This window comes from Xanthobacter nonsaccharivorans, assembly GCF_043194755.2.
In the GTDB taxonomy this organism is placed as follows: domain Bacteria; phylum Pseudomonadota; class Alphaproteobacteria; order Rhizobiales; family Xanthobacteraceae; genus Xanthobacter; species Xanthobacter autotrophicus_G.
The window spans coordinates 1,520,869-1,544,222 of the sequence record NZ_CM195526.1 but is presented as its reverse complement, the minus strand read 5'-3'; the positions used below and the strand labels follow the sequence as shown (position 1 = coordinate 1,544,222).

Annotated in this window: 18 protein-coding genes; 13 read left to right on the top strand and 5 right to left on the bottom strand. The window is 69.3% G+C overall.

Features of this window, described 5'->3' with window-relative positions:
• The first annotated feature begins 188 nt into the window (after window positions 1-188).
• The 5 genes from V5F59_RS07070 to V5F59_RS07050 all read left to right on the top strand — a co-directional run bounded on the left by V5F59_RS07070 (window position 189) and on the right by V5F59_RS07050 (window position 8,523).
• Window positions 189-1,889 carry an OFA family MFS transporter gene (locus V5F59_RS07070; protein ID WP_393982446.1) on the top strand — a complete coding sequence of 567 codons (1,701 nt, stop codon included), beginning with the start codon at window positions 189-191 and terminating at the stop codon, window positions 1,887-1,889.
• A 370-nt stretch (window positions 1,890-2,259) separates the two neighbouring features.
• Entirely contained in the window at window positions 2,260-3,657 is a 1,398-nt protein-coding gene (locus V5F59_RS07065) for a sigma-54-dependent transcriptional regulator (protein WP_393982445.1), read from the top strand.
• Window positions 3,658-4,176: 519 nt separating this feature from the next.
• Window positions 4,177-6,225 (top strand): sensor histidine kinase, encoded by a 2,049-nt coding sequence (locus tag V5F59_RS07060; RefSeq protein WP_393982454.1) that lies wholly within the window; start codon window positions 4,177-4,179, stop codon window positions 6,223-6,225.
• Between the two features lie 227 nt (window positions 6,226-6,452).
• A complete protein-coding gene (locus V5F59_RS07055) occupies window positions 6,453-7,121 on the top strand; it encodes a response regulator (protein ID WP_393982444.1) in 669 nt (222 codons plus the stop codon).
• Window positions 7,111-8,523: a sensor histidine kinase gene (locus V5F59_RS07050; RefSeq protein ID WP_393982443.1), complete on the top strand. Its 1,413-nt coding sequence runs from the start codon at window positions 7,111-7,113 to the stop codon at window positions 8,521-8,523. The genes V5F59_RS07055 and V5F59_RS07050 overlap by 11 nt, the downstream gene beginning before the upstream one ends.
• A 35-nt stretch (window positions 8,524-8,558) precedes the next feature.
• Here V5F59_RS07050 and V5F59_RS07045 read toward each other — a convergent pair whose 3' ends face one another.
• From V5F59_RS07045 to V5F59_RS07030, 4 genes are all read right to left on the bottom strand, one after another.
• A complete protein-coding gene (locus V5F59_RS07045; protein ID WP_393982453.1) occupies window positions 8,559-9,440 on the bottom strand; it encodes an ABC transporter permease in 882 nt (293 codons plus the stop codon).
• A gap of 24 nt (window positions 9,441-9,464) precedes the next feature.
• Window positions 9,465-10,283 carry an ABC transporter ATP-binding protein gene (locus V5F59_RS07040; protein ID WP_393982452.1) on the bottom strand — a complete coding sequence of 273 codons (819 nt, stop codon included), beginning with the start codon at window positions 10,281-10,283 and terminating at the stop codon, window positions 9,465-9,467.
• A gap of 146 nt (window positions 10,284-10,429) precedes the next feature.
• Complete coding sequence (locus tag V5F59_RS07035; protein ID WP_393982442.1) at window positions 10,430-11,476, bottom strand: ABC transporter substrate-binding protein; 1,047 nt, start codon at window positions 11,474-11,476, stop codon at window positions 10,430-10,432.
• 265 nt (window positions 11,477-11,741) lie between these two features.
• Window positions 11,742-12,989, bottom strand: coding sequence for an Hsp70 family protein (locus V5F59_RS07030; protein ID WP_393982441.1), 1,248 nt, complete (start codon window positions 12,987-12,989; stop codon window positions 11,742-11,744).
• Between the two features lie 286 nt (window positions 12,990-13,275).
• On the opposite strand from V5F59_RS07030, the gene V5F59_RS07025 reads away from it, so the two are divergent.
• The gene (locus V5F59_RS07025; protein WP_393982440.1) at window positions 13,276-14,670 is read left to right on the top strand and encodes a cytochrome ubiquinol oxidase subunit I; all 1,395 of its coding nucleotides are present in this window, start codon (window positions 13,276-13,278) and stop codon (window positions 14,668-14,670) included.
• Between the two features lie 150 nt (window positions 14,671-14,820).
• On the top strand, window positions 14,821-15,825 hold the full coding sequence (cydB, locus tag V5F59_RS07020; RefSeq protein ID WP_393982439.1) for a cytochrome d ubiquinol oxidase subunit II: 1,005 nt from the start codon (window positions 14,821-14,823) through the stop codon (window positions 15,823-15,825).
• Between the two features lie 35 nt (window positions 15,826-15,860).
• Here the strand turns inward: cydB and rnhB are convergent, their stop codons facing one another.
• The gene (gene rnhB, locus V5F59_RS07015) at window positions 15,861-16,601 is read right to left on the bottom strand and encodes a ribonuclease HII (RefSeq protein WP_393982438.1); all 741 of its coding nucleotides are present in this window, start codon (window positions 16,599-16,601) and stop codon (window positions 15,861-15,863) included.
• A gap of 181 nt (window positions 16,602-16,782) precedes the next feature.
• Between rnhB and ypfJ the strand changes: the two genes are divergently transcribed.
• From ypfJ to V5F59_RS06985, 6 genes are all read left to right on the top strand, one after another.
• Window positions 16,783-17,691 (top strand): KPN_02809 family neutral zinc metallopeptidase, encoded by a 909-nt coding sequence (ypfJ, locus tag V5F59_RS07010; RefSeq protein ID WP_393982437.1) that lies wholly within the window; start codon window positions 16,783-16,785, stop codon window positions 17,689-17,691.
• A 148-nt stretch (window positions 17,692-17,839) separates the two neighbouring features.
• Window positions 17,840-19,474, top strand: a complete 1,635-nt coding sequence (locus V5F59_RS07005; protein ID WP_393982436.1) for an acyl-CoA dehydrogenase family protein — start codon at window positions 17,840-17,842, stop codon at window positions 19,472-19,474.
• 291 nt (window positions 19,475-19,765) lie between these two features.
• Window positions 19,766-20,047 (top strand): acyl carrier protein, encoded by a 282-nt coding sequence (locus V5F59_RS07000; protein WP_012113283.1) that lies wholly within the window; start codon window positions 19,766-19,768, stop codon window positions 20,045-20,047.
• Window positions 20,048-20,058: 11 nt separating this feature from the next.
• Window positions 20,059-20,532 carry a 3-hydroxyacyl-ACP dehydratase FabZ family protein gene (locus V5F59_RS06995; RefSeq protein ID WP_393982435.1) on the top strand — a complete coding sequence of 158 codons (474 nt, stop codon included), beginning with the start codon at window positions 20,059-20,061 and terminating at the stop codon, window positions 20,530-20,532.
• Window positions 20,525-21,724: a beta-ketoacyl-ACP synthase gene (locus V5F59_RS06990; protein ID WP_393982434.1), complete on the top strand. Its 1,200-nt coding sequence runs from the start codon at window positions 20,525-20,527 to the stop codon at window positions 21,722-21,724. The genes V5F59_RS06995 and V5F59_RS06990 overlap by 8 nt, the downstream gene beginning before the upstream one ends.
• Before the next feature lie 205 nt (window positions 21,725-21,929).
• A complete protein-coding gene (locus tag V5F59_RS06985; protein ID WP_393982433.1) occupies window positions 21,930-23,213 on the top strand; it encodes a beta-ketoacyl-ACP synthase in 1,284 nt (427 codons plus the stop codon).
• The last annotated feature ends 141 nt before the right edge of the window (window positions 23,214-23,354 follow it).

Below are 23,354 nucleotides of genomic sequence, written 5' to 3'. Positions count from 1 at the left end.
CATTTTGACCCATGCCACGGACCCACCGCAGGCCCGGATGGACAAAATGTCCACATCGCGCGGCGGAAAGCCGATCAACCCATTGAAAAATCCAATGTCCCTCCGCTGGCCCCCGCCTTGCTAGGCGGCGGGCGCCGCGCGTCGCTCCGGCAGCGCGCGCCAAAGCAATAAAACCCCGTGGAGGAGATATGTCCGTCACCACATTCGCGCCGCCGCCGTTCCTGAGCCGCGAGCGCACCATCGCCGCGGCCGGCTTCAACCGCTGGCTCGTGCCGCCGGCGGCCCTCGCCATCCATCTGTGCATCGGCATGGCCTACGGCTTCAGCGTGTTCTGGCTGCCCCTGTCGCGCGCGGTGGGCGTCACCAAGCCGGTCGCCTGCCCGGCGGACATGAGCTTCGTCGCCGGCCTGTTCGCCACCTCCTGCGACTGGCAGATCTCCCAGCTCGGGTGGATGTACACCCTGTTCTTCGTGCTGCTCGGCTCCTCCGCCGCCATCTGGGGCGGCTGGCTGGAGACGGCGGGGCCGCGCAAGGCCGGCCTCGTCTCCGCCTTCTGCTGGTGCGGCGGCCTCGTGATCTCGGCGCTGGGTGTCTACCTGCACCAGATCTGGATGCTGTGGCTCGGCTCCGGCGTCATCGGCGGCATCGGCCTCGGGCTCGGCTACATCTCGCCGGTGTCCACCCTCATCAAGTGGTTCCCGGACCGGCGCGGCATGGCCACCGGCATGGCCATCATGGGCTTCGGCGGCGGCGCCATGATCGGCGCGCCGCTGGCCAACATGCTGATGCAGCATTTCGCGACGCCGACCTCGGTGGGCGTGTGGCAGACCTTCGTGGCCATGGCGGCCATCTACTTCGTGTTCATGGTGGGCGGCGCGCTGGGCTATCGCGTGCCGCGCGAAGGCTGGGCGCCCAAGGGCTGGACGCCCCCCGCCCCCGCCGCCAACGCCATGGTCACCCACCGCCACGTGCACCTGAACGTGGCCTGGAAGACCCCCCAGTTCTGGCTGCTGTGGGCGGTGCTCTGCCTCAACGTGTCGGCCGGCATCGGCGTCATCGGCATGGCCTCGCCCATGCTGCAGGAGGTGTTCGGCGGGCGGCTCATCGGCCTCGACCTCACCTTCTCCCAGCTCGACGCCGGCCAGAAGGCGCAGATCGCCGCCATCGCCGCCGGCTTCACCGGCCTGCTCAGCCTGTGCAACATCGGCGGGCGGTTCCTGTGGGCCTCCTTCTCCGACAAGCTCGGGCGGAAGATGACCTACGCCATCTTCTTCGTGCTGGGCTTCGGCCTCTACGCGCTGGTGCCGACCACGGCGCACATGGGCTCGGTGGTGCTGTTCGTCGGCGCCTTCTGCATCATCCTGTCCATGTACGGCGGCGGCTTCGCCACCATCCCGGCGTATCTGGCCGACATCTTCGGCACCCACATGGTGGGCGCCATCCACGGCCGGCTGCTCACCGCCTGGGCCACCGCGGGCGTGCTCGGCCCGGTGCTGGTGAACTACCTGCGCGAATACCAGATCGCCTCGGGCATTCCCCGTGAGGCGGCCTACGACCAGACCATGTACATCCTCGCCGGCCTGCTGGTCGCCGGCCTCGTCGCCAACCTGCTCGTGCGTCCCGTGGCCGAGCACCTCTACATGAAGGATGCCGAGCTCAAGAAGATGAGCAAGGCCGCCCTCGCCAAGGAGGAGGCCCACGCCGACTTCGAGGACTTCGACGAAGAGGCGAAGGACGGCGGCGTGGCGCTCGCGGCGCGCTCCTCCACCCCCGTCGCCTCCGGCACGACGCCGCTGCCGCTGGTGGTGGCCGCCTGGGTCCTGGTGGGCGTGCCGCTGGCCTGGGGCGTGTGGATCACCCTGCAGAAGGCGGTGATCCTGTTCCACTGACCCCATCGCCCCCGGCCATCCGCCAGGGGCGAACGGTCCCGCCCCGGCGGAGCGCGGCTGGCCGGCCCACAAGGCCGGATGCCCGTGCGCCGCACCTGCCGGTGGCCCGTATGAGCCCTCCCGGCTCTCACCTCGCGCGCCCCCTGCCACCGCCCATGCGGGCGGGGGCGCGTCCCTTTCCTGTTTGATCGTTCCCGCAATATGCGCGATGGATGACGCCGATGCCGGCAGATCACGCGCCCGAAGACGCGTCCACCGCATCGGGGAGGAAGGGCGAGACGCCCGGCGCGCGAGCGCCAGACGGCATCGTCTTTCGCGGATGGCCTTTGTCGCGTGCCGGCGAGGGTCCGAGAACGACGGCCGAGACCAGATGAGCACCACCGCCGACGCCCCGGCCGAGACCCAGGCCGACATCGCCTTCAGCCCGCACCTGGCCGGCGCCTCCATCCTGGTGGTGGACGACGAGCCGGGCATGCGCAACTTCCTCGTGCGCATGCTCGCCTCCCGCTGCCGCCACGTGGCGGAGGCGGCGGACGTGGCGGCCGCCTCGAAGCTGCTTGAGGCGACGCCGTTCGACCTCATCATCCTCGACAACATCATGGCCGGGCGCACCGGCCTCGAATGGCTGGAGGAGCTGCGCGGCTCCGGCTTCTACCGGGACGTGATCCTCATCACCGCCTTCGCCGACCTGGAAACCGCCATCAAGGCCCTGCGCGCCGGGGCGGCGGACTTCGTGCTGAAGCCGTTCCGTTCCAACCAGATCCTCAACGCCATCGCCCGCTGCCTCGACCGGGGGCGGCTGATGCGCGAGAATTTCGTGCTGCGCCGCGAACTGAAGGCCATTCCCGGCGCCGCCGCCCCGCTGATGGCGGGCGAGAGCCTCGCCACCCGCACCGTGCGCGCGGTGATCGAGCGCGTGGGCCCCATGCCCACCACCGTGCTCGTCACGGGGGAGAGCGGCACCGGCAAGGAGGTGACCGCCCGCGCGCTCCACGCCGTCTCGCCCCGCGCGGCGAAACCGTTCGTGCCGGTGAACTGCGCCGCCATCGCCCCGGAGATCATCGAAAGCGAGCTGTTCGGGCATCTCAAGGGCGCGTTCACCGGGGCCGCCTCCTCCCGCGAGGGGCTGTTCTTCTACGCCCAGGGCGGCACGCTCTTCCTCGACGAGGTGGGCGAGCTGCCCCCCGCCATGCAGTCCAAGCTGCTGCGGGTGATCGAGGACAAGAAGGTGCGCCCGGTGGGCGCGGAGCGGGAGATCCCGGTGGACGTGCGCCTCGTCGCCGCCACCAATGCCAACCTCACGGCGGAGGTGGCCGCGGGCCGCTTCCGGCAGGACCTCTACTACCGCCTCAACGTGGTGAATTTGCACCTGTCGCCCCTGCGCGAGCGGCCGGCGGACGTGGCGCCGCTGGCGCGCCTGTTCATGGCGGAGCTGTCCGCCCAGCTCGGCGTCGCGCCCCTCGACCTCACCGACCCGGTGCTGGCCGCGCTCGCGCGCTATCCCTGGCCCGGCAACGTGCGCGAGCTGCGCAACGTCATCGAGCGCTCCCTGATCCTCGGCGACTTCCCGCGCGACGTGGTGCCCGAGGATGCGGAGGAGGAAGAGGACGCCCCCGCCGGCGCCGGCCCCGAGGCTCTCGGCACGGTGGAGAAGGCCCACATGCTGAAGGTGCTTGCCGAAGCCGGCGGCAACCGCGCCGAGGCCGCCCGACGCCTCGACGTCTCCCGCAAGACCCTCGACCGCAAGCTGAAGGCCTGGAATGGGTAGGGCCTGCCGATTGCCGGGCCCCGCTCTCCCTCCGCTCTTCGCTTCTGTCCGCCGAAGCGGGGGCGCTTCTTAAGGGTGCGTCATGCCCCGGCTTGGCGGAAGTCGGCTGTTGCCGACGTCTGCGCGCAGGAACGGAACTCGGCAACAGCCGAGGTCCGGGGCATTCCCTTCGCCGTGTCGGCGCTTCCAGACCAGAAGCGAGCCCGGCCGCTGAGTGGATCACCCGGACAAGCCGGGCGAGGACGGCGGTGAAGGCCCCCCGCATCGCGCCCCGGACCAGCGGCGGCGCAAGAAGAGATCTGGTTCGGGGCCCGGGGGGAAAGGTCGGCCTGCCGGTAGAACCCGCCGCCCGCTGCGCCGAAACCACCTTCGCGCACCCTTGCGCCGGGGCGCAGGGTGGCGGAACAGTAAGCAGCAGACAGGGACAGGAGAAACCGCGCTTTGCCCCCCGCCGCCAGCACCGCCCCGGACGGGGTCCCCCCGCCGCAGGGGGTGTTCGCCCGCCTGCGGTCGGTGCGGATGCGGCTGCTGGCCATCGCGCTCCTGCCCACCCTCATCATCCTGCCGGCGGTGCTGGCGCTGGTGGTCACGTGGTGGACCAATCAGTTCGACCGCCTGCTCATCTCCAAGGTCAACGGCGACCTCACCATCGCCCGCCAGTATCTCGACCGGCTGATGGAGCGCTCCGACGAGACGCTGCATGCGCTGGGCGATTCGGTGGCCTTCGCCCGCGTGGCCGGCACGGGGGACGCCGCCGCCATGGCCGACTTCCTCAATGAGCGCCGCAAGGCCATGGGGCTCGATTTCCTCTACCTCCTCGACGCCTCGGGCCGGCGGGTCGCCACCTCCCCCACCGCCGCCTCGGGCACCGGGGCACCGGGCGGAGCGCCGCCCCTCTGGCCGGTGGAGGAGCGGGCGCTGAAGGGCCACGCCTCCACCGAGATCGACGTGTTTGGCCCCGCCGATCTGGAGCGCCTCTCGCCGGAGCTGGCGCAGCGCGCGCACATCGCCCTCGTGCCCACCCCGGGCGCCGTGCCCACGACGCGGGAGGTGGAGGACCGGGGCATGGTGGTGCAGTCCGGCACGCCGGTGGAGATGCCGGGCACGGGCTCCGCCGCGCTGGTGGGCGGCATCCTCCTCAACCAGAACCTCGACTTCATCGACACCATCAACGATCTCGTCTACCGCCCCGGCAGCCTGCCGGAGGGCTCGGCCGGCACCGCCACCCTGTTCGTGGAGGACGTGCGCGTCTCCACCAACGTGCGCCTGTTCGAAGGGCGGCGGGCGCTGGGCACCCGCGTGTCGCAGGAGGTGCGGAACGCGGTGCTGGGCGAGGGCCGCGTGTGGCTCGACCGCGCCTTCGTGGTCAACGACTGGTACATCTCCGCCTACGAGCCGGTGGTGGACAGCCATGGCAAGCGCATCGGCATGCTCTACGTGGGCTTTCTGGAGGCGCCCTTCCTGGCGTTGAAGCGGGCGAGCCTCGCGGCCGTGGCCGTGGGCTTCCTGCTGGTGGCCGTAGTGGCCATTCCCGTTCTGCTGCGCTGGGCGGCGGCCATCTTCCGCCCGCTGGAGGCGATGAACGCCACCATCGCGCAGGTGGAGACGGGCACCCTCTCCGCCCGCACGGGCGTTCCCGCCACCTCCGACGAGATCGGCCGCGTGGCGCACCATCTCGACGCCATGCTCGACCTGCTCCAGGAGCGCGACGCCGAGCTCAGGCGATGGACGGATGAGCTGGACCGGCGCGTCGCCGCGCGCACGCGGGAGCTGGAGGACGCCAACGCCGAGCTCGCCGCCACCCAGCGCCAGCTCGTCATGTCCGAGAAGCTCGCCGCCATCGGCGAGATCACCGCCGGGGTGGCGCATGAGATCAACAATCCGGTGGCGGTCATCCAGGGCAATCTCGACGTGGCGCGGGACGTGCTGGGCGCGGCGGTGGGGCCGGTGAAGACCGAGTTCAACCTCATCGACCAGCAGGTGCACCGCATCACCGTCATCGTCTCCAAGCTGCTCCAGTTCGCCCGGCCGGCGGAATTCGCCGGGCACCTCGACCCGGTGGACCCGGCCGAGGTGGTGGGCGATGCGCTGCTCCTGGTGCAGCACCTGCTCGCCCGCAGCGAGATCGCCGTGGTGCGGGAGGTGACTGCCGCCCGGCGGGTGGTGATGAACCGGGTGGAAGTGCAGCAGGTGCTCATCAACCTCATGGTCAACGCCATCCACGCCATGCCCAAGGGCGGCACCCTGACGCTGGCCACCACGGACGCCGACCAGAACGGGCAGGCCGGCGTGCTGTTCCGGGTGAGCGACACCGGCACCGGCATCCCGCCCGAGCGGATCGGCCGGGTGTTCGATCCCTTCTTCACCACCAAGCCGCTGGGCGGCGCCGAGGGGGGCACGGGCCTCGGCCTCTCCATCAGCTACACGCTGGTGGAGCGCGCGGGCGGGACCATGCGCGCGGAGAGCCCGCCGGGCGCGGGCGCCACCTTCGCCTTCTGGCTGCCGGAGGCGGGCCCGGAGGAGGCGGACGCCCCCGGCCGGGACGCCGCCGCCGCCGGCGGGGCGTGAACAGATCCGCGGCGACTGAGGGGATTCAGCCGGAGGCGGGGCGGAGCTGCCGAAGCTTCGGCGCCTTCGGCGGTCCCGGGGGCTGATGGTGTCCGACGTCCCGAAGCCGGCGGCGCCGGCGGCCGATCCCGTCGCAGGCCGGGAAAGTGCGGCGCGGCAAAAGCTTAAGCCAATTCCCCGGGGCCGTGGAATGTTCTAGTGTGCGCGGAGGGTGGGCAAGGCACTCCATGCGGCTTCTACTTGTCGAAGACAATAAGGAACTCGCCGACTGGCTGGCGAAGATCCTGCGGCGGGACAATTTCGTCATCGACGTCTTCCACGACGGCGAGGCGGCCGACCATGCCCTGGCCGTCACCACCTATGACCTTGTGATCCTTGACCTTTCCCTGCCGAAGATGGACGGCATGCAGCTCCTGCGCCGCATTCGCCGCCGGCAGGACGCAGTGCCCGTCATCATCCTCACCGCCAACGCCAGCCTGGACGGACGGGTGGCCGGGCTGGACGAGGGGGCCGACGACTACCTGGCGAAACCCTTTGATATCGCTGAGCTTGAGGCCCGCATCCGGGTACAGCTGCGGCGCTCCGCCCACCGGCCCGACCCGGTCATCAGCTGCGGGGCGCTGGCGTTCGACACCAACACCCGCCTGTTCCAGCTCGCGGGCGCCCCCCTGGCGCTGACCCCGCGGGAGCATGCGGTTCTGGAGATCCTGCTGCTGAAGGCGGGGCAGACGGTGAGCAAGACCCAGCTGTCGCAAAGCATCTTCAGCCTCGACGACCTCGCCGATCCGAGCGCCATCGAGATCTACGTCCACCGCGTGCGAAAGAAACTGGAGGGCAGCAACGTGAAGATTACAACGTTACGCGGCCTCGGCTATCTGCTCCAAAATGCGAATTGAAAGCCTGCGCCTCCAGCTTTTGTGCTGGCTTTTATTACCTCTGGCCGGTCTTGTGGCGGTGAACGTCTGGACCAGCTGGCGCTCCGCCCGCGCCACCGCCGACCTCGTCACCGACCGCACGCTGGAAGCCTCCACCCGCGCCATCGCCGAGAACGCCCGCTACGACCGCGGCGTGGTGGACGCCATCATCCCGCCGGTGGCGCTGGAGATGTTCGACACCGGCCACCGCGACCGCGTCTACTACCGGGTGGACGGCCCGAAGGGGCGCCTCCTAACCGGCTATCCGGACCTGCCGCTGCCGCCCCATCCGCAGAGGGAGGGAATTCCACTCACCTTTGCAGGCACTTATCGCGACCAGCCCGTGCGCCTCGCCGCCCTCACCTATCCGGTGGTGGGCGCCCATGACGGAGAGCGGGTGACGGTGGTGGTAGGCGTGACGCTCGTCGGCCACCGGGCGATGGTCCGTGAATTGTGGGTGGGCGGCTTCGGGCAGCAGATGGTGCTGCTGGCGGCCGCGGGATTGCTGGTTCTCGTGGGGCTGCGGCAGGGCCTCGCCCCCCTCATGCGCCTGCGCGAGGCGGTGATGGAGAAGGGCCGCGACGACCTCGCCCCGCTCCCCGACCAGTCGGTGCAGAGCGAGCTGCGCCCCCTCGTTTCCGCCCTCAACACCTACATGGGCCGGGTGGAAGGGCAGATGGCGGCGCAACGCCGCTTCGTCGCCAATGCCGCCCACCAGTTGCGCACGCCGTTGGCGCTGCTGGGCACGCAGGTGGTCTACGCCCGCCGCACGCCGGATGCCGCGGAGCGGGACGAGGCCCTCGCCGCCGTCGAGCAGAGCACCCACCGGCTGGCGCGCCTCGCCGGCCAGCTCCTCACCCTTTCGCGCGCGGAGCCGGGCGGCCGTCGTCCGCGGGACGAGGCCATCGACCTTTCGGCCTCCGCGCGCCAGGTGCTGGAAGGGCTTGCCGACCTCGCGGTGGAGCGCGGCATCGACCTCGGCCTGGAGGCGGATGCCCCGGTCCTCACCCGCGGCGACGGCGCCATGATGCGCGAGGCCATCGTCAATCTCGTGGACAACGCCCTGCGCTACACGCCCGCAGGCGGCAGTGTGACGGTCACGGTCCGGGATGAGGACGGCACGCCGCTCCTGACGGTGGAGGACACCGGGCCCGGCATTCCGCCCGAGGAGCGCGAGAAGGTGCTGGAACGCTTCTACCGCACCCCCGGCACACCGGGCGAAGGCTCCGGCATCGGCCTGTCCATCGTGCGGGAGGTGGTGGACGGCGCGGGCGGCACGCTCACCCTCGGCCCAGGTGCGGAGGGGGGCGGACTGAGGGTGGAGATGCGCCTGCCGGCAGCTGACGCCGCCGGCAGGCCTGAGGAAAATGCGCGCGGTGCCTGAAGAAGCATAAGCCGGCCGCGCGCGAGCCGGGAGGCTCAGTTCTGCTCGTTGAAGGGCACGGGGCGCCACTTCACCAGCCGGTTCTCCACCAGCGTGATGAGGAATTCCATCACCAGCGCCAGCACCGCGAGGATGATCATGGCGGCGAACACGCCATTGGCGTTGAACGCGCCCTGGGCCGTGGCGATGAGCAGGCCCACACCCTGCTTCGCCCCCAGGAACTCGCCCACCACGGCACCCACCAGCGCGAAGCCGAAGGAGACGTGGAGCGAGGCGAGGATCCAGCTCATGGCCGAGGGGATGATGACCGAGGTGGTGATCTGGAACGGCGAGGCGCCGAGGATCTGCGCGTTGGCGATCATGGCGCGGTCGGCCTCGCGCACGCCCTGGAAGGCATTGGCGAACACCACGAAGAACACCATCACCACCGCCAGCGCCACCTTGGACGCCATGCCGAGGCCCAGCGCGATGATGAAGATGGACCCCAGCACCACGCGCGGAATGGAATTGGCGATCTTGATGTAGATCGAGAACACGTCGGCGAGCAGCTTGTTGCGGCCGAGCACGATGCCGCAGACGATGCCACCGGCGGCGCCGATGAAGAAGCCGAGCACGGTTTCCTCGAGCGTCACCAGGATCTGCACCCAGAGCGAGCCCTGGGAGGTGCCCTCGGTCATCCAGATCCAGATCTGCTCGGCGATGCCGGACGGGCTGGCGAAAAAGAACGGATCGATGAAGCCTGTCTCGGCGCCGACCTCCCAGATGCCCAGCACCGCCACCAGGATGGCAATGCGCAGGGAGATCACGAGGGTGCGCCGGGCCTTGAGGCGGGCGCGGGCCTTGGCCTCGATCTCGGCTTCGGTGGGGAGCGCGCGGGGGGCCGTCTTGAACGGCGCGGAAGGGGCCTGAGCCTGCATTGTCATGTTCTCCTCCCAGCCTTTTCAGTGGCCGTTTTCGAGGGCGCGCCGCTGGCCGATCTGCACTTCCTCGCGCAGGTCGTCCCAGATGATCTTGCACTTCTCCACGAAGGCGGGGTCGTAGCGGATCTCCTCCATCACCCGCGGCCGCGGCAGGTCGATGTGGTAGACGCTCTTCACCGTGGCGGGGCCGGCCGTGAGCACGTAGACCTTGTCGGCGAGCGCCACCGCCTCTTCCAGGTCGTGGGTGACGAACACCACGCTGGCGCCGGAGCCCGACCACAGGTCGAGCAGCTCATTCTGCATGTTGGTGCGGGTCTGCACGTCGAGCGCGGAGAAGGGCTCGTCCATCAGCAGGATCTTCGGCTCGTTGATGAAGGTCTGGGCGAGCGCCACGCGCTTGCGCATGCCGCCGGAGAGCTGGTGCGGATAGTGCTTCTCGAAACGGGCGAGACCAACGCGGGCGATCCAGTCGCGCGCCTTGGCATAGGCCTTCTCCTTCGGGATGCCGCGATAGAGCGGCCCGGCAGCCACGTTGTCGAGCACGGAGCGCCAGGGAAACAGCGCGTCCGCCTGAAAGACGAAGCCGACGTCCTTGTGGATGCCTTCCACCGGCTCTCCCATCACCCGCACCTCCCCGGCGCTGGGCCTGGCGAGGCCGGTCACGAGGTTGAGCGTGGTGGACTTGCCGCAGCCGGTCGGGCCGACCACGCAGGCGAACTCCCCGCGGTCCACCGTCATGGTGAAATCCCGCAGCGCTGTCATGGACTTGCCGTCGGGTGTCAGGAACCGGCGGGTCACGTTGTCGAGCTCGATGGCCGGCGCGAGGGAAGGCGCTGGCATCACCGGCGGGCGCGTTCCCGCCACGGCTTGAAGAGACATGAGTTTCCTCCCGTCGCCGGCGCAGCGCGCGGCAACCCAGGTTGATCGGAGCTTTGAAAGGGCCGGCGCCACGCTCCCCCCGCAGGGCGCGGCGCCGGGCGGCGGGCTCAGTTGCCGAGCGTCTTCGCCGCGTTGTCGACGAACACCGTGGTGTAGGTCTTCGACAGGTCGATCTGCTTGCCCTGCACGTTCTTCGAGAAGGCGGAGAGCACCTTCAGCACCGTTTCCGGGCCGTCCTTCGGCATGCGGCCGTCGGGGGTGAACTGCGCCTTACCCTCGGCGAGGCCCTGGATGTAGAGGTCCTTGTCGCCGACGTAATAGTCCTTCGGCATCTTGTCGGCGATCTCCGCCGCGCTGTGGCTGGAGATGAAGCGCATGGTCTTGACGAAGGCGTTGGCGAGCTTCTGGATCTCGTCCTTGTGGCCGTCCACCCACGCGTTCTGCACGTAGAAGGAGGCTGCCGGGTAGGGACCGCCCAGGGCCTCCACCGTCTTGTCGGGGGTGCGCATGTCCACCAGGATCCTGGCGACGCCGGTCTTCACCAGCTGGCCGATGGTGGGCTCGGTGGTCATCCCGGACTGGATCTGGTCCTGCTTCATGGCGGCGATGAAGGTATTGCCGGCGCCGACCGGCAGCAGGCTGAAGTCGCCGGGCTTGAGGCCGGCGCGGGCCGCGAGATAGCGGGTCAAGAAGTCGGTGGAGGAGCCGAGGCCGGTCACGCCCAGGGTGTGGCCCTTGAAGTCGGCCGGCGACTTGATGCTGTCCGCGTACTTGGTGGCGACCATCTGCACCTCGCCGGGCGCCTGGCTGAACTGCACCACGGACTGGATGAACTTGCCCTTGGCCTGGAGGTCGATGGTGTGATCGTAGAAGCCCACCACGCCTTGCACGGCGCCGGCGAGCAGCTCGTTCTCCGCCTCGACGCCGGCCCGGGTGTTGATGAGCTCGACGTCCAGCCCCTCGTCCTTGAAGTAGCCGAGCTCGCGGGTGAGCACGGCCGGCAGGTAGATCTGCTTCTCCATGCCGCCGACGATGATGACGAGCTTTTCCGCCGATGCGGCGCCGGACGCCAGCAGGCCGGCGGCGATGGTCAAGGCCCCGGCGAATGCACGCAGGCGCAGGCCCGCCCGGCGGGAGGGGGAGAAGTTGGGCATGACGAAACCTTCCTTGAAGGGCGCTGTGCGCGCTCGTTTCCTCGGGGTGCGACGATGCCTTCCGGCATTCTTCTGGTGCGGCTTTGCCCTTGGGGCGCGTGTCGCCCGGCCATCGGAGTGAGGCCGGCCAGCTCGCGCTTCGGCGCCGATTGCACCCTTCTTAAGCGAGCCAAGCTTTCAGCCGGCTTTCATCCCCGAGAGGAAGGCCGAAACGTTTTGAACGGGCGACCCACGCCCGGACGCGGTGGCCCCCCTCGGCACGCCGTCAGCCGAACCGGCGCTCGGCCTCGATGGTAAGGCCGATGCCCACCGAACCGAAGGTGTCGCCTTCCACCACCTTGGCCTCCGGCACGGCTGCGGTGATGGCGTGACGCACATGGGCCAGCCGCGTCGAGCCGCCGGTGAGGAAGAGCGCGTCAAGCTGGCCCGCCTTCAATCCCGCCTGGCCCAGCACCTTGTCGATGCGCGCGCCGATGCGCTCGGCGAGTTCCGCGGTGTTGCCGGCCAGATCGTCCCGCGACAGGGACACGTCGAGGCCCTCCCCCATGAAGCCGAGCGGGATGCGCGCGCTCGAATCCTCGGCAAGGTCGATCTTCGCGGCCTCCACCGCACCGGCCAGGGCATGGCCGCGCCGCTCCTCGATGACCTGCACCAGCCGGTCGAGCCGCTCCGGCTCCACGGCCTCCCGGCGCACCTCGCGAAGCTCGCGCAGCACCTTGGGCTCATAGACCCGGTTGATGGAGTGCCAGCTGGCGAGGTCATGGAAATAGGCGGACGGCACTTCCAGATTGTCGCGCCGCATGGCCGACCGGAAGCCCAGGAGCGGCATCAGCGAGCGCAGGCTGAGCACCCGGTCGAAATCCGTGCCGCCGATGCGCACACCATCATTGGCAAGGATGTCGTCTGCGCGTTCCACCGCCCGGCGCCGCGCGGGGCTGATGCGGACGATGGAAAAGTCCGAGGTGCCGCCGCCGATGTCGGCGATCAGCGCCAGCTCCTCGCTGGAGATGTGCTGCTCATAATCCAGCGCCGCCGCGATGGGCTCGTACTGGAACAGCACATCCCTGAAGCCGATCTCGCCGGCAATCTGGCGCAGCGTGGCCTCGGCCTTCCTGTCCCCCTCCGGGTCGCCGTCGACGAAGTGCACCGGGCGGCCGTGCACCACCGCGGTCAGCTCCCGCCCCACCTCGGCCTCCGCCCGCGCCTTCACCACCTGGAGGAAGCGTGCGATCACGGCCCGGAACGGCGCGCGCTCGCGGCCGATGCGCGTCGCCTCGTCGATGAGCGCGCTGCCGAGCACGGACTTCAGGGCACGCATGAGGCGCCCGTCCACCCCCTCCACATAGGCGTCGATGGCGGCGCGGCCGATACGGGTGCCACCGTCGGTGCCGAAGAAGATGGCGCTGGGCACCGTCTTGTGGCGGCCTTCGAGGTCGCACAGGGCAGCCCCGTCACGCCCCGTCACGCCGAGCGTGGTGTTCGAGGTGCCGAAATCCAGTCCGCAGGCGCTCATCCGATTCTCCAAAGCGCGGCTTCTTGATCGACTTCGCGGCGCAATTCAAGCCGGCGCCGGCGCATGCCGGGTCTGACTAGGCTTCTGTGGGCACGGCTGCCCGTTCCCTGCCCCTCGTGCACAGTGCAATGCGGCAATGGCGCACGCGACGCTTGTTGTCATCGACGCGCCGTGGCGTTGCGGGTATCTTCCGCCGTGTCGTGTGGAATTGGAACACTCCCCGAGTGCGTCAACCGTTCCGGTGGATGCGCCCGGCCCGCGACCAACCGACTTCAGGAGCGGGCCAATGGATTTCGATCCGGTCACACTCGCGCGCATCCAGTTCGCCTTCACGGTTTCCTTCCACGTCATTTTCCCCGCCTTCACCATCGGCCTGTCGGCCTTCATCGCGACGCTGGAGCTGGTGTGGCTGAAGACGGGGCGGGATGTGTTCCATCGCCTCGCGCGGTTCTGGACCAAGATCTTCGCCGTCTCCTTCGCCATGGGCGTGGTGTCGGGCATCGTGCTGTCCTACCAGTTCGGCACTAATTGGAGCCGCTATGCGGAGGTGGTCGGCTCGGTGGTGGCGCCGCTGATCGGCTTCGAGGTGCTCACCGCCTTCTTCCTGGAGGCGACCTTCCTCGGCATCATGCTGTTCGGGTGGAACCGCGTGCCCCCGTGGCTGCACGTGCTCTCGTGCTGCGTCGTGGCGGGCGGCACGTTCATGTCCGCCTTCTGGATCCTTTCCGCCAACAGCTGGATGCAGACGCCCGCGGGCTTCGAGCTGCGCGACGGGCTGGCCTATCCGCTCGACTGGCTGCAGATCATCTTCAACCCCAGCTTCCACTGGCGCCTGCCGCACATGCTGCTGGCGGCTTACCTCACCACCTCCCTCGTCGTCCTCTCGGTGGGCGCGCGGTATCTCCTCGCCGGCAAGTTCCAGGAGGAATCGAAGGTGATGATGGTGATGGGCATCGGCATGCTCGCCATCATCGGCCCCATCCAGGCCTTCGTGGGTGACAGCCACGGCCTCAACACGGCCCACTACCAGCCGGCGAAGATCGCCGCGGTGGAGGCCCATTGGGACAGCAGCAAGCCGGCCCCCCTCGTGCTCTTCGCCTGGCCGGACGAGCAGGCGCAGAAGAACCTGTTCGAGATCTCCATCCCGTACGGCGCCTCGCTGATGATCACCCACAGGCTGGACGGCCTGTTCCCGGGCCTGAAGGACTTCGCGCCGCAGGACCGCCCGCCGGTGATCGGGCCGTTCTTCGGCTTCCGCGCCATGGTGGGCGTGGGGGTGGTGATGATCCTTCTGGGCTGGATCGGCGCCTGGCTCATCTTCAAGGGGCAGGAGACCACCACGCGCTGGTACCTCGTCGTCACGTCCTGGTCCTGGCCGCTCGGCTTCATCGCCATCCTCGCGGGCTGGATCGTGACGGAACAGGGCCGCCAGCCCTGGGTGGTGGATGGCATCCTGCGCACGGAGGATGCCATGTCGCCCATCGCGGGATGGACCGTGGCGCTGACGCTGGTGCTGTTCCTCCTCGTCTACGGCGTCATCTTCGCCACCGGCATCTATTTCATGAACCGGCTGATCGTGCGCGGCCCCGGTGGCGTGCTGGTGGAGCCCCCCTCGAAGGAGCGCCCCACCCGCCCCCTCGCCGCGGCCCATGGCGAGGGCCAGATGACGCCGGGCACCTGAGCCCGGCACACCGAATGCCCCATCTGGAACGTCTGCCGTTCGCCCCGGCTCACGGCAGACGCCCAGGATCCAGGAGTTCACGCGTTTTCAAGCGAGCCAGCATTCCATTCGCTTGAAAACGCTCCCATCGACGCGTGAGAGGCTGAAGCCATGGAATGGTATCTCCCCGTCATCTGGGGCCTCATCATCGGGGTCGCGGTCATCATGTACGTGGTGCTCGACGGCTTCGATCTCGGCATCGGCATCCTCTTTCCCTTCGCGAAGGAGGAGCGCGAGCGCGACACCATGATGAACACCGTCGCCCCCTTCTGGGACGGCAACGAGACCTGGCTGATCCTCGGCGGCGGCGGCCTGTGGGTGGCGTTCCCCAAGGCCTATGCGGTGGTGATGCCGGCGCTCTATCTGCCGGTGATCATCATGCTGCTGGCCCTGGTGTTCCGGGGGGTGGCCTTCGAGTTCCGCTGGGTGGCCATGACCAGCCGGCGCATCTGGAACACCGCCTTCGCCGGTGGTTCCCTGGTGGCTGCCTTCAGCCAGGGGATCATCCTCGGCGGCCTGGTGCAGGGCATCACGGTGAAGAACGGCGCCTTCGCCGGTGGCCCGCTGGACTGGGCGACGCCTTTCGCCTTCCTCTGCGGGGTCGGCGTGGTGGCCGGATACACGCTGCTCGGCGCCACCTGGCTCATCCTGAAGACCGAGGGGGCGGTGGCCGAGCGGGCACGCCGGCAGGCGGTGCCCCTGCTCGGCGCCGTGCTGGTGCTGATGGGCATCGTCAGCCTGTGGACGCCGCTCGCCTTCGAGCGGATCGGCGCCCGCTGGTTCTCCCTGCCCAACCTCTTCTTCCTGATGCCGGTGCCCATCGTCACCGCGGGGCTCGCCTACGGGGTCTGGCGCTGGCTGAGGACGGGCCGGGAGATGCTGCCCTTCTTCGGCACGATCGGGCTGTTCGTGCTCGGCTTCCTGGGCCTTGCCATCTCCACCTTCCCCTACCTCGTGCCGCCGAGCCTCACCGTGTGGCAGACAGCCGCCGCACCGCCCAGCCAGATCCTGATGCTCTTCGGCGTGATCTTCCTGCTGCCCGTGGTGCTGGGCTACATCGTGTTCGTCTACTGGATCTTCCGCGGCAAGGTGCGGGAGGGCGAGGGCTACCACTGAGCAAGCGGCCGAAGGTGACGCCGCGCAACCCTGGTTCAGGGCATTTCCTCAAGATCGCGGTCTTCGGCCGGAAACAGCCCCAGTTGCTGCTCCCGCACCGGCGCGAAGGAGCGGCGGTGGTGGAGGCAGGGGCCATGCCGGCGGAGCGCGGCGCCGTGCTCGGCCGTGCCGTAGCCCATGTGCCGCTCGAAGCCGTAGGCGGGAAAGGCCGCGCCCAGGCCGGCCATCAGCCGGTCGCGGACGACCTTCGCCACGATGGAAGCCGCGGCGATGGAGGCGACAAGCCCGTCCCCGCCCACGATGGCCTCCACCCGGCAATCGGCCGGCGGGGGATCGTTGCCGTCCACCAGCAGGAAGGCCGGGCGAAACGGCAGGCCCTTCACCGCATTCGCGAGCGCCCACAAGGTGGCCTGCCGGATGTTGTCCCGGTCGATCCGCGCCGGAGGGGCGAGGGAGACGGCCACCTCGGCGGTGGCGCAGATTTCCAGGTACAGCGCCTCGCGCTTCGCTTTCGTCAGCTTCTTGGAATCATCGAGGCCCTGGGGCACCCGCTCCGGATCGAGCACGACAGCGGCCGCCACCACGGGCCCGGCCAGCGGCCCCCGCCCCACCTCGTCCGCTCCGGCGACGGGGGCGAGGCCCTGCGCATGAAGCGCACGCTCGCGGGCGAAATCGAGCCCCACCCAGGCCGGAGCCGCGGGCACCAGCACCTTTTTCGGCCGGCCGCGGGGCCGCACGGGCGTATCGGAGATGGGAGCTTTGCCGCGGGGGGCCATGGTCTTTTCGGATGATGGCATCAAGGTGAAAGGCGATTCGCCCAATGGCCTGTTGATAGCATGGAACCCGCGCCGCGGGCTGGGCCTTGCTCCTCAGGCAGTGTAAGCCCATGTTCCGGGCCAAGGGTTTCGGACACCGGGCGGCGGCAGGGGCCGCCAGGAACCGTTCGGGAGGCGTGCCATGCGGTGGGAAGATTTCCGCTCCAGCGACAATGTGGAAGACCGGCGCGGAGACGGGGGCGGGGGCGGGGGCGGGTTCCAGATGCCCGGCGGCAGGGGCGGCCTCGGCATCGGCACCATCATCGTCGTCGGCCTCATCGGCTGGGCGCTGGGCATCAATCCCGCCATCCTCATCGGCGGCCTGGAAGCCATCAACGGCAGTGGCGGCGGCGCGGGCTACCAGCAGCAGCAGGCCACCCCGAAGACGACCCAGCAAGGCCCTCCCAAGGACGATCTCGGCCGCTTCGCGGCCGCCGTGCTTGCGCAAACCGAGGATGTGTGGACCGAGCTGTTCCGCGCCGAAGGCAAGACCTATCAGGACCCCAAGCTGGTGCTGTTCTCCGGCGCCACCCGCTCCGCCTGTGGCGGCGCGCAATCGGCCATGGGCCCCTTTTATTGCCCGCTGGACCAGAAGGTCTATCTCGACCTCTCCTTCTTCCAGGAGATGAAGAACCGCTTCAGGGCCCCGGGCGACTTCGCCGCCGCCTACGTGATCGCCCATGAGGTGGGTCATCATGTGGAGAACCTCATCGGCATCCTGCCCAAGGTGCAGCAGGCCCAGGCGCGCGCCTCCTCCCGCGCCGAGGCCAACAACCTGTCCGTCCGCGTGGAGCTGATGGCCGATTGCCTCGCCGGCGTATGGGCTTACCACGCCAATTCGCGCTTCCGCATCCTCGAGCCGGGCGACGTGGAGGAGGCGCTCAATGCCGCCAGCGCCATCGGCGACGACCGTCTGCAGAAACAGTCCCAGGGCTACGCCGTGCCGGACAGCTTCACCCACGGCTCGTCCCAGCAGCGCGTGAACTGGTTCACCCGCGGGCTGAAGACCGGCTCCATGCAGCAGTGCAACACGTTCTCCGGGCCGCTCTGACGGGCGGAGCCCGCCCCCGGCGAAGGCGGACGGCGCCCCGGCGGGGCCGCCTTGCAATTCCGCGCGAATGCTCGCACGACTGGACAAAGGCCAGCATTGCCGGCGACGCGCGCCCGACAGAGGAGCGAACGGCCGGCGGGGAGACGCCATGGACGCCGCGCACGACCCGGACGATGTGTGCAACCAGCCTCCACCCTTCGCCGATGTGAACCTCGCCGCGCTCGATGCCCCGCTGATGGCCAGTGCCACGCAGGCAGGCATCGCCGACGAGATCCTCGCCTTCGGCCGGGAGTGGGGCGGCGCCGACCAGCTGGCGCTCGGCCGCCTCGCCAACGAAAATCCGCCGGAACTCCACAGCCACGACCCGCAGGGACGCCGCTGCGACGTGGTGGAGTTTCACCCCGCCTACCACGCGCTGACGGCGCAGAGCATCTCCGCCGGGCTCCATTGCTCCGGCTGGGACCTGACGGATCGGCCACGGCAGGCGGCGCGCGCGGCCCGGCTCTACCTGGTGAGCCAGGTGGAGGCCGGGCATGTCTGTCCCCTCACCATGACCCATGCCGCGCCGGCGAGCCTCGCGGCGGCCCCGCAGCTGCTGCGCGACTGGCTGCCGCGCATCCGCTCGCGGGTCTATGACGGCCGCTTCCTGCCGTTCTGGGAAAAAGCCGGCGTGACCATCGGCATGGGCATGACGGAGCGCCAGGGCGGCACCGATGTGCGCGCCAACACCACCCGCGCCGACTGCATCCAGGGCGAGGAATACGAAATTACCGGCGCCAAATGGTTCTTCTCGGCGCCCATGAGCGACGCCGCGCTGGTCCTGGCGCAGGCGAAAGCCGGCCTCACCTGCTTCCTGATGCCCCGCTTCCGGCCGGACGGGCGGGTCAACGCGCTGCGCCTCGTCCGGCTGAAGCGCAAGCTCGGCAACCGCTCCAACGCCTCCTCCGAAGTGGAATTCGACCGCGCCTTCGCCTGGCGCGTGGGCGAGGAGGGGCGAGGCATCCAGACCATCATCGAAATGGTGCAGATGACGCGGCTGGACTGCGCGGTATCCTCGGCCGCGCTCATGCGCATGGCCCTGTCGCGGGCCCTGCACCATGCCCGCCACCGCACCGTGTTCCAGAAGAAGCTGATCGACCAGCCCGCCATGGCCATGGTGCTGGCGGATCTCGCGCTGGATGCGGAGGCCTATACCGCGCTCTCCCTGCGGCTCGCCCGCAGCGTGGATGGGGCGGCCAGCCCGGCGCCGGGCCATGAGGCGGAGGCGGCACGGGTGCGGGTCCTCACCCCGGTGGTGAAGTTCGCCGTGTGCAAGGCGGCGCCCGGCTTCATCGGCGAGGCCATGGAGGTGCTCGGCGGCAACGGCTATGTGGAGGACAGCGCCCTGCCCCGTCTCTACCGGGAAGCGCCGGTGAACGCCATCTGGGAAGGCTCGGGCAATGTGATGGCCCTCGACCTCGCCCGGGTGGCGAAGCGGGAGCCGGACACGCTGGCGGCGGTGCTGGACGACCTCCTACGCATCGCAGGCGACCTGCCCGGCGCTGTCGCGGCGGCCGAAACGGTGGTGGAATGCCTCCGGGCCGGAGACCGGGAGGCCCATGCCCGCCGTGCCGCCGAGCGGCTTGCCACCCTTGCCGCCGCCGCCGCGCTCGCCGAATCGGCCCCACCCGCGATCGCGGAGGCCTTCGCAGCCACCCGGCTCGGACGGCCGGCCTCCCTGTACGGCACGAATGCGGTGGACGGCGTGCGCGACCAGCTCATCGCACGTGCCCTTGCGGCCTGAAGGCCGGGCGACCCGGAATCACGCCCTTTCGCCCGTCGGCCCTTGCCGGCCGCGGGACGGTGTGCGAATGACGGGGCAACGCACGGGGCCGCCGCGGGAAGTCTTTCCGCGCGGACCGTTCGGCGTCGGCCATTGAAACCTCTTGCAGCCTTCGCTATAGGGGCCGACAACTCATTCCGAAGGGGCCATGCGGCCAACCCTCGGCCTTGGCCGGTGCCCTGCATGATGCCTACGGCATGATGACCGCGGCGGCCGTACCAGACCGGCCGAGTACACGAGAGGCGTCAGTCCATGTCTTCGACGTTCGATACGGTGGCCAACATCATCGCGGAAACCTGCGACATTCCGCGTGACACCATCACGCCGGACAGCCACGCCATCGACGATCTCGGCATCGACAGCCTGGACTTCCTGGACATCGCCTTCGCCATCGACAAGGCGTTCGGCATCAAGCTGCCGCTGGAGCAGTGGACGCAGGAAGTGAACGACGGCAAGGCCACCACCGAGCAGTATTTCGTGCTCAAGAACCTCTGCGCCCGCATCGACGAGTTGGTCGCTGCGAAGGCCGCGTGAGGCCGGGATAGATGCGTCCTGAAGTCTTCAAGATGATCGACCGGGTCGTGGCTATCGACCCGTCGCTGCAAAAGATCCACTGCCAGGGCCTTGTGCCGGAAGAGAGCTCCATCTTCGAGGGGCACTTTCCCGGCTATCCCATCATGCCCGGCGTGCTGCTGATCGAGGCTATGGCGCAGACCACCGGCTGGCTGGTGCTGGCGCGCAACCGCTTCGACAAGATGCCCTTCCTCGCCACCGTGAAGGAGGCGAAGCTGCGCACCTTCGTGGTGCCGGGTCAGAATCTCGACCTCTACTCGGAAATCCTGCACGAGGGCTCCGGCTTCGTGGTGGCGAAGACCAGCGCCACCCTCGAAGGCAAGCCCATCTGCAGCGCGGAGCTCACCTTCCGCGTGCTTCCCTGGCCGGAAGGCAAGATGAAGCCGGTGGTGATGAAGGTGGCCGAGCACGTCTCCTTCCCCCTCGCGGAATTTACCGATGCCTGACACCAAAGGTGGCCGGAGCCGGGTCCAGCGCGACGTCTGGATCACTGGCATCGGTCTTGTCTCTTCCCTTGGGGAGGGGCTCGAAGCTCATTGGCAGGCGCTGGCCTCGGGCAGCGCGCCGGTGACGGACGTGACGACCTTCGCGCCTTATGTGGTGCACCCGCTCGTCAAGGTGAACTTCGACACGCAGATCCCCAAGAAGGGCGATCAGCGGCAGATGGAGGCATGGCAGCGCATCGGCACCTATGCGGCCGGCCTTGCGCTCGACGATGCCGGCATCGCCAAGAACACCGACATTCTCTCGAAGACCGACATGATCGTGGCCGCCGGCGGCGGCGAGCGCGATTTCGCTGTGGACGCGGCGATCCTCAATGATCTCTCCGCCTCCAACGACGCCGGTCGCCTGCTGAACGAGCGGCTGCTGTCGGACCTGCGCCCGACCCTCTCGCTGGCCCAGCTGTCCAACCTGCTGGCGGGCAACATCTCCATCGTCCATGGCGTCACCGGCTCCTCCCGCACCTTCATGGGCGAGGAGAGCGCGGGCGTGGATGCCGTGCGGGTGGCCTATTCGCGCATCGCCGCGGGCCAGAGCGACATCGCTCTCGTGGGCGGCGCCTACAACGCTGAGCGCGAGGACACGCTGCTCCTGAACGATCTCGACGATTTCTGCCTGAAGGGTGAGTTCCGCCCGGTCTTCAGCGGCGGAGCCCCGGGCATCGCCTCCGGCTCCATGGGCGCCTTCCTGGTGCTGGAATCGCCGGAGCACGCCACGGCCCGCGGAGCCAAGCCCATCGCCCGGATTTCCGGCGTGTGGTCCGAGCGGGCCCGCCGCACGGTCGATGGCGCGCTGGAGCAGAAGATCAAGAACCTTCTCGCCACCGCCGGCACCGGCGTGGGCACGGCTGTCATCTCCGGCGCCACCGGCGCCCGCGACGCTACGGAAGCAGAGGCCAAGGCGCTCGGCGACACCGGCGTTCCGGTGCGCGCGGTGACCAACCGGCTCGGCCACGGCTTCGAGGCGCAGTTCATCGCCGGCCTAGCCCTCGCCGCACTTGCCGTGTCGAAGGGGGCCCTGTTCCCGCCGCTGGCCGGCGACCTGCTGGAGAAGGCCGGCGACGGCATCTCCCGCGCGGTCGTGACCCAGGTGGGCCATTGGCGCGGCGAAGGCGCGGGCGTAGTGGAGAAGGCCTGAGGCCACCGGGAATTATCCCGCCCACCCGATCCCTGCGCACTAGCGGGATCAAGCCACGCGAAGCCGGCGCATTTACCTTGGCGCCGGCTTCAGCTTATTTTCCGACCCTGTCGGCAACGGAACGTCCGCGCAGCGGCCTGCGCGGAGCCGGCGGGAACATCAGGTGAGCGCCGGGGCGGGCGCGCTTCACACCAGGAGCCGCGAGATGTCGCAAGCGCATTTGGACAAGTTCGGACGCCCCATCGTGGTGGTCACGGGCATTGGCGTTGTCACCTCCCTTGGCCAGGGCAAGGAAGACAACTGGCGCCGCCTCACCGCCGGTGAGAGCGGCATCCACACCATCACCCGCTTCCCCATCGAGGGCATGCGCACCACCATCGCCGGCACGGTGGATTTCCTGTTCGACGGCCGCGTCCCTGCCCCCGACCTTTCCGAGAAGCTCGCGACGCTGGCGGCCGAGGAGGCGATCGCCGAATCCGGCATCGGCTCGGCCGGCGATTTCCCCGGCCCCCTGTTCGCCGCCGTGCCGCCGGTGGAACTGGAGTGGCCCGAGCGCCGGCAGATCGCCGATGCCGTGGGCAAGTATCCGATCGTCTATCACGACCTCCTGGGCGCGGCGGCCTCCGGCAAGTTCCGCCCCTGGCACGAGCGCTTCCTGTTCGGCTCCGTGGCGGACCGGCTCGCCGACAAGTTCGGCACCCGCGGCCAGCCGATCTCGCTGTCCACCGCGTGCGCCTCCGGCGCCACCGCCATCCAGCTGGGCGTCGAGGCGATCCGCCGCGGCGAGACGGACGTGGCCCTCTCCCTCGGCACGGACGGGTCGGTGCACCCCGAGGCGCTGATCCGCTTCTCGCTGCTGTCGGCGCTCACCACGGCGAACGACAATCCGGAAGGCGCGGCCCGTCCCTTCGCCAAGAACCGCGACGGCTTCGTGATGGCCGAGGGCGCGGCCGCCCTCGTGCTGGAAAGCTATGAGCATGCCGTGGCGCGCGGCGCCAAGATCCTGGGCGTGCTGGAAGGCTGCGGCGAGATGGCCGACAACTTCCACCGCACCCGCTCCAGCCCCGACGGCCGGCCGATCATCGGCTGCATGAAGAATGCCTTCGAGGACGCCGGCATCACGGCGGAGGACGTGGACTATATCAACGCCCACGGCACCTCGACCCCCGAGAACGACCGCATGGAATATGTGGGAATGAAGAGCGTGTTCGGAGAGGAGAAGCTCGCCGCGACACCCATCTCTTCCAACAAGTCCATGATCGGCCATACGCTGACGGCCGCCGGCGCCATCGAGGCGGCGGTGTCGCTGCTCACCATCGCCAACGGACGCATTCCACCGACCATCAATTACAACATCCCCGATCCGGCCATCCCGCTGGACGTGGTGCCCAACGTGGCGCGTGACGCCACGGTGAAGCGCGTCATCTCCAACTCCTTTGGCTTCGGCGGGCAGAATGTCTGCCTGGTACTTGCGGGGGAGCCGGCGTGAGGGCGGGATCGGCGGTCGTCTTCTGGCTCTTGTCCATCCCGGCCATGGCCGGGCGCGCTCCGGTCAACGATGATGCCACGCGACAGGATGCGCCACGGGCTTGGCGGCGCGGTCGCACGCGCGCGGCCACGTCCGGGCAGG

Bases quoted from the DNA above. Each gene is read 5' to 3' on its own strand.
- V5F59_RS07060 (WP_393982454.1), top strand. From the start codon at position 4,177: ATGCGGCTGCTGGCCATCGCGCTCCTGCCCACCCTCATCATCCTGCCG.
- rnhB (WP_393982438.1), bottom strand. From the start codon at position 16,601: ATGGCCCCCCGCGGCAAAGCTCCCATCTCCGATACGCCCGTGCGGCCC.
- V5F59_RS06995 (WP_393982435.1), top strand. From the start codon at position 20,059: ATGCGTCCTGAAGTCTTCAAGATGATCGACCGGGTCGTGGCTATCGAC.
- V5F59_RS07000 (WP_012113283.1), top strand. From the start codon at position 19,766: ATGTCTTCGACGTTCGATACGGTGGCCAACATCATCGCGGAAACCTGC.
- V5F59_RS07050 (WP_393982443.1), top strand. From the start codon at position 7,111: ATGCGAATTGAAAGCCTGCGCCTCCAGCTTTTGTGCTGGCTTTTATTA.
- V5F59_RS07005 (WP_393982436.1), top strand. From the start codon at position 17,840: ATGGACGCCGCGCACGACCCGGACGATGTGTGCAACCAGCCTCCACCC.
- V5F59_RS07035 (WP_393982442.1), bottom strand. From the start codon at position 11,476: ATGCCCAACTTCTCCCCCTCCCGCCGGGCGGGCCTGCGCCTGCGTGCA.
- V5F59_RS07025 (WP_393982440.1), top strand. From the start codon at position 13,276: ATGGATTTCGATCCGGTCACACTCGCGCGCATCCAGTTCGCCTTCACG.
- V5F59_RS07030 (WP_393982441.1), bottom strand. From the start codon at position 12,989: ATGAGCGCCTGCGGACTGGATTTCGGCACCTCGAACACCACGCTCGGC.
- V5F59_RS07045 (WP_393982453.1), bottom strand. From the start codon at position 9,440: ATGCAGGCTCAGGCCCCTTCCGCGCCGTTCAAGACGGCCCCCCGCGCG.
- V5F59_RS07040 (WP_393982452.1), bottom strand. From the start codon at position 10,283: ATGCCAGCGCCTTCCCTCGCGCCGGCCATCGAGCTCGACAACGTGACC.
- cydB (WP_393982439.1), top strand. From the start codon at position 14,821: ATGGAATGGTATCTCCCCGTCATCTGGGGCCTCATCATCGGGGTCGCG.
- V5F59_RS06985 (WP_393982433.1), top strand. From the start codon at position 21,930: ATGTCGCAAGCGCATTTGGACAAGTTCGGACGCCCCATCGTGGTGGTC.
- V5F59_RS06990 (WP_393982434.1), top strand. From the start codon at position 20,525: ATGCCTGACACCAAAGGTGGCCGGAGCCGGGTCCAGCGCGACGTCTGG.
- V5F59_RS07055 (WP_393982444.1), top strand. From the start codon at position 6,453: ATGCGGCTTCTACTTGTCGAAGACAATAAGGAACTCGCCGACTGGCTG.
- V5F59_RS07065 (WP_393982445.1), top strand. From the start codon at position 2,260: ATGAGCACCACCGCCGACGCCCCGGCCGAGACCCAGGCCGACATCGCC.
- ypfJ (WP_393982437.1), top strand. From the start codon at position 16,783: ATGCGGTGGGAAGATTTCCGCTCCAGCGACAATGTGGAAGACCGGCGC.
- V5F59_RS07070 (WP_393982446.1), top strand. From the start codon at position 189: ATGTCCGTCACCACATTCGCGCCGCCGCCGTTCCTGAGCCGCGAGCGC.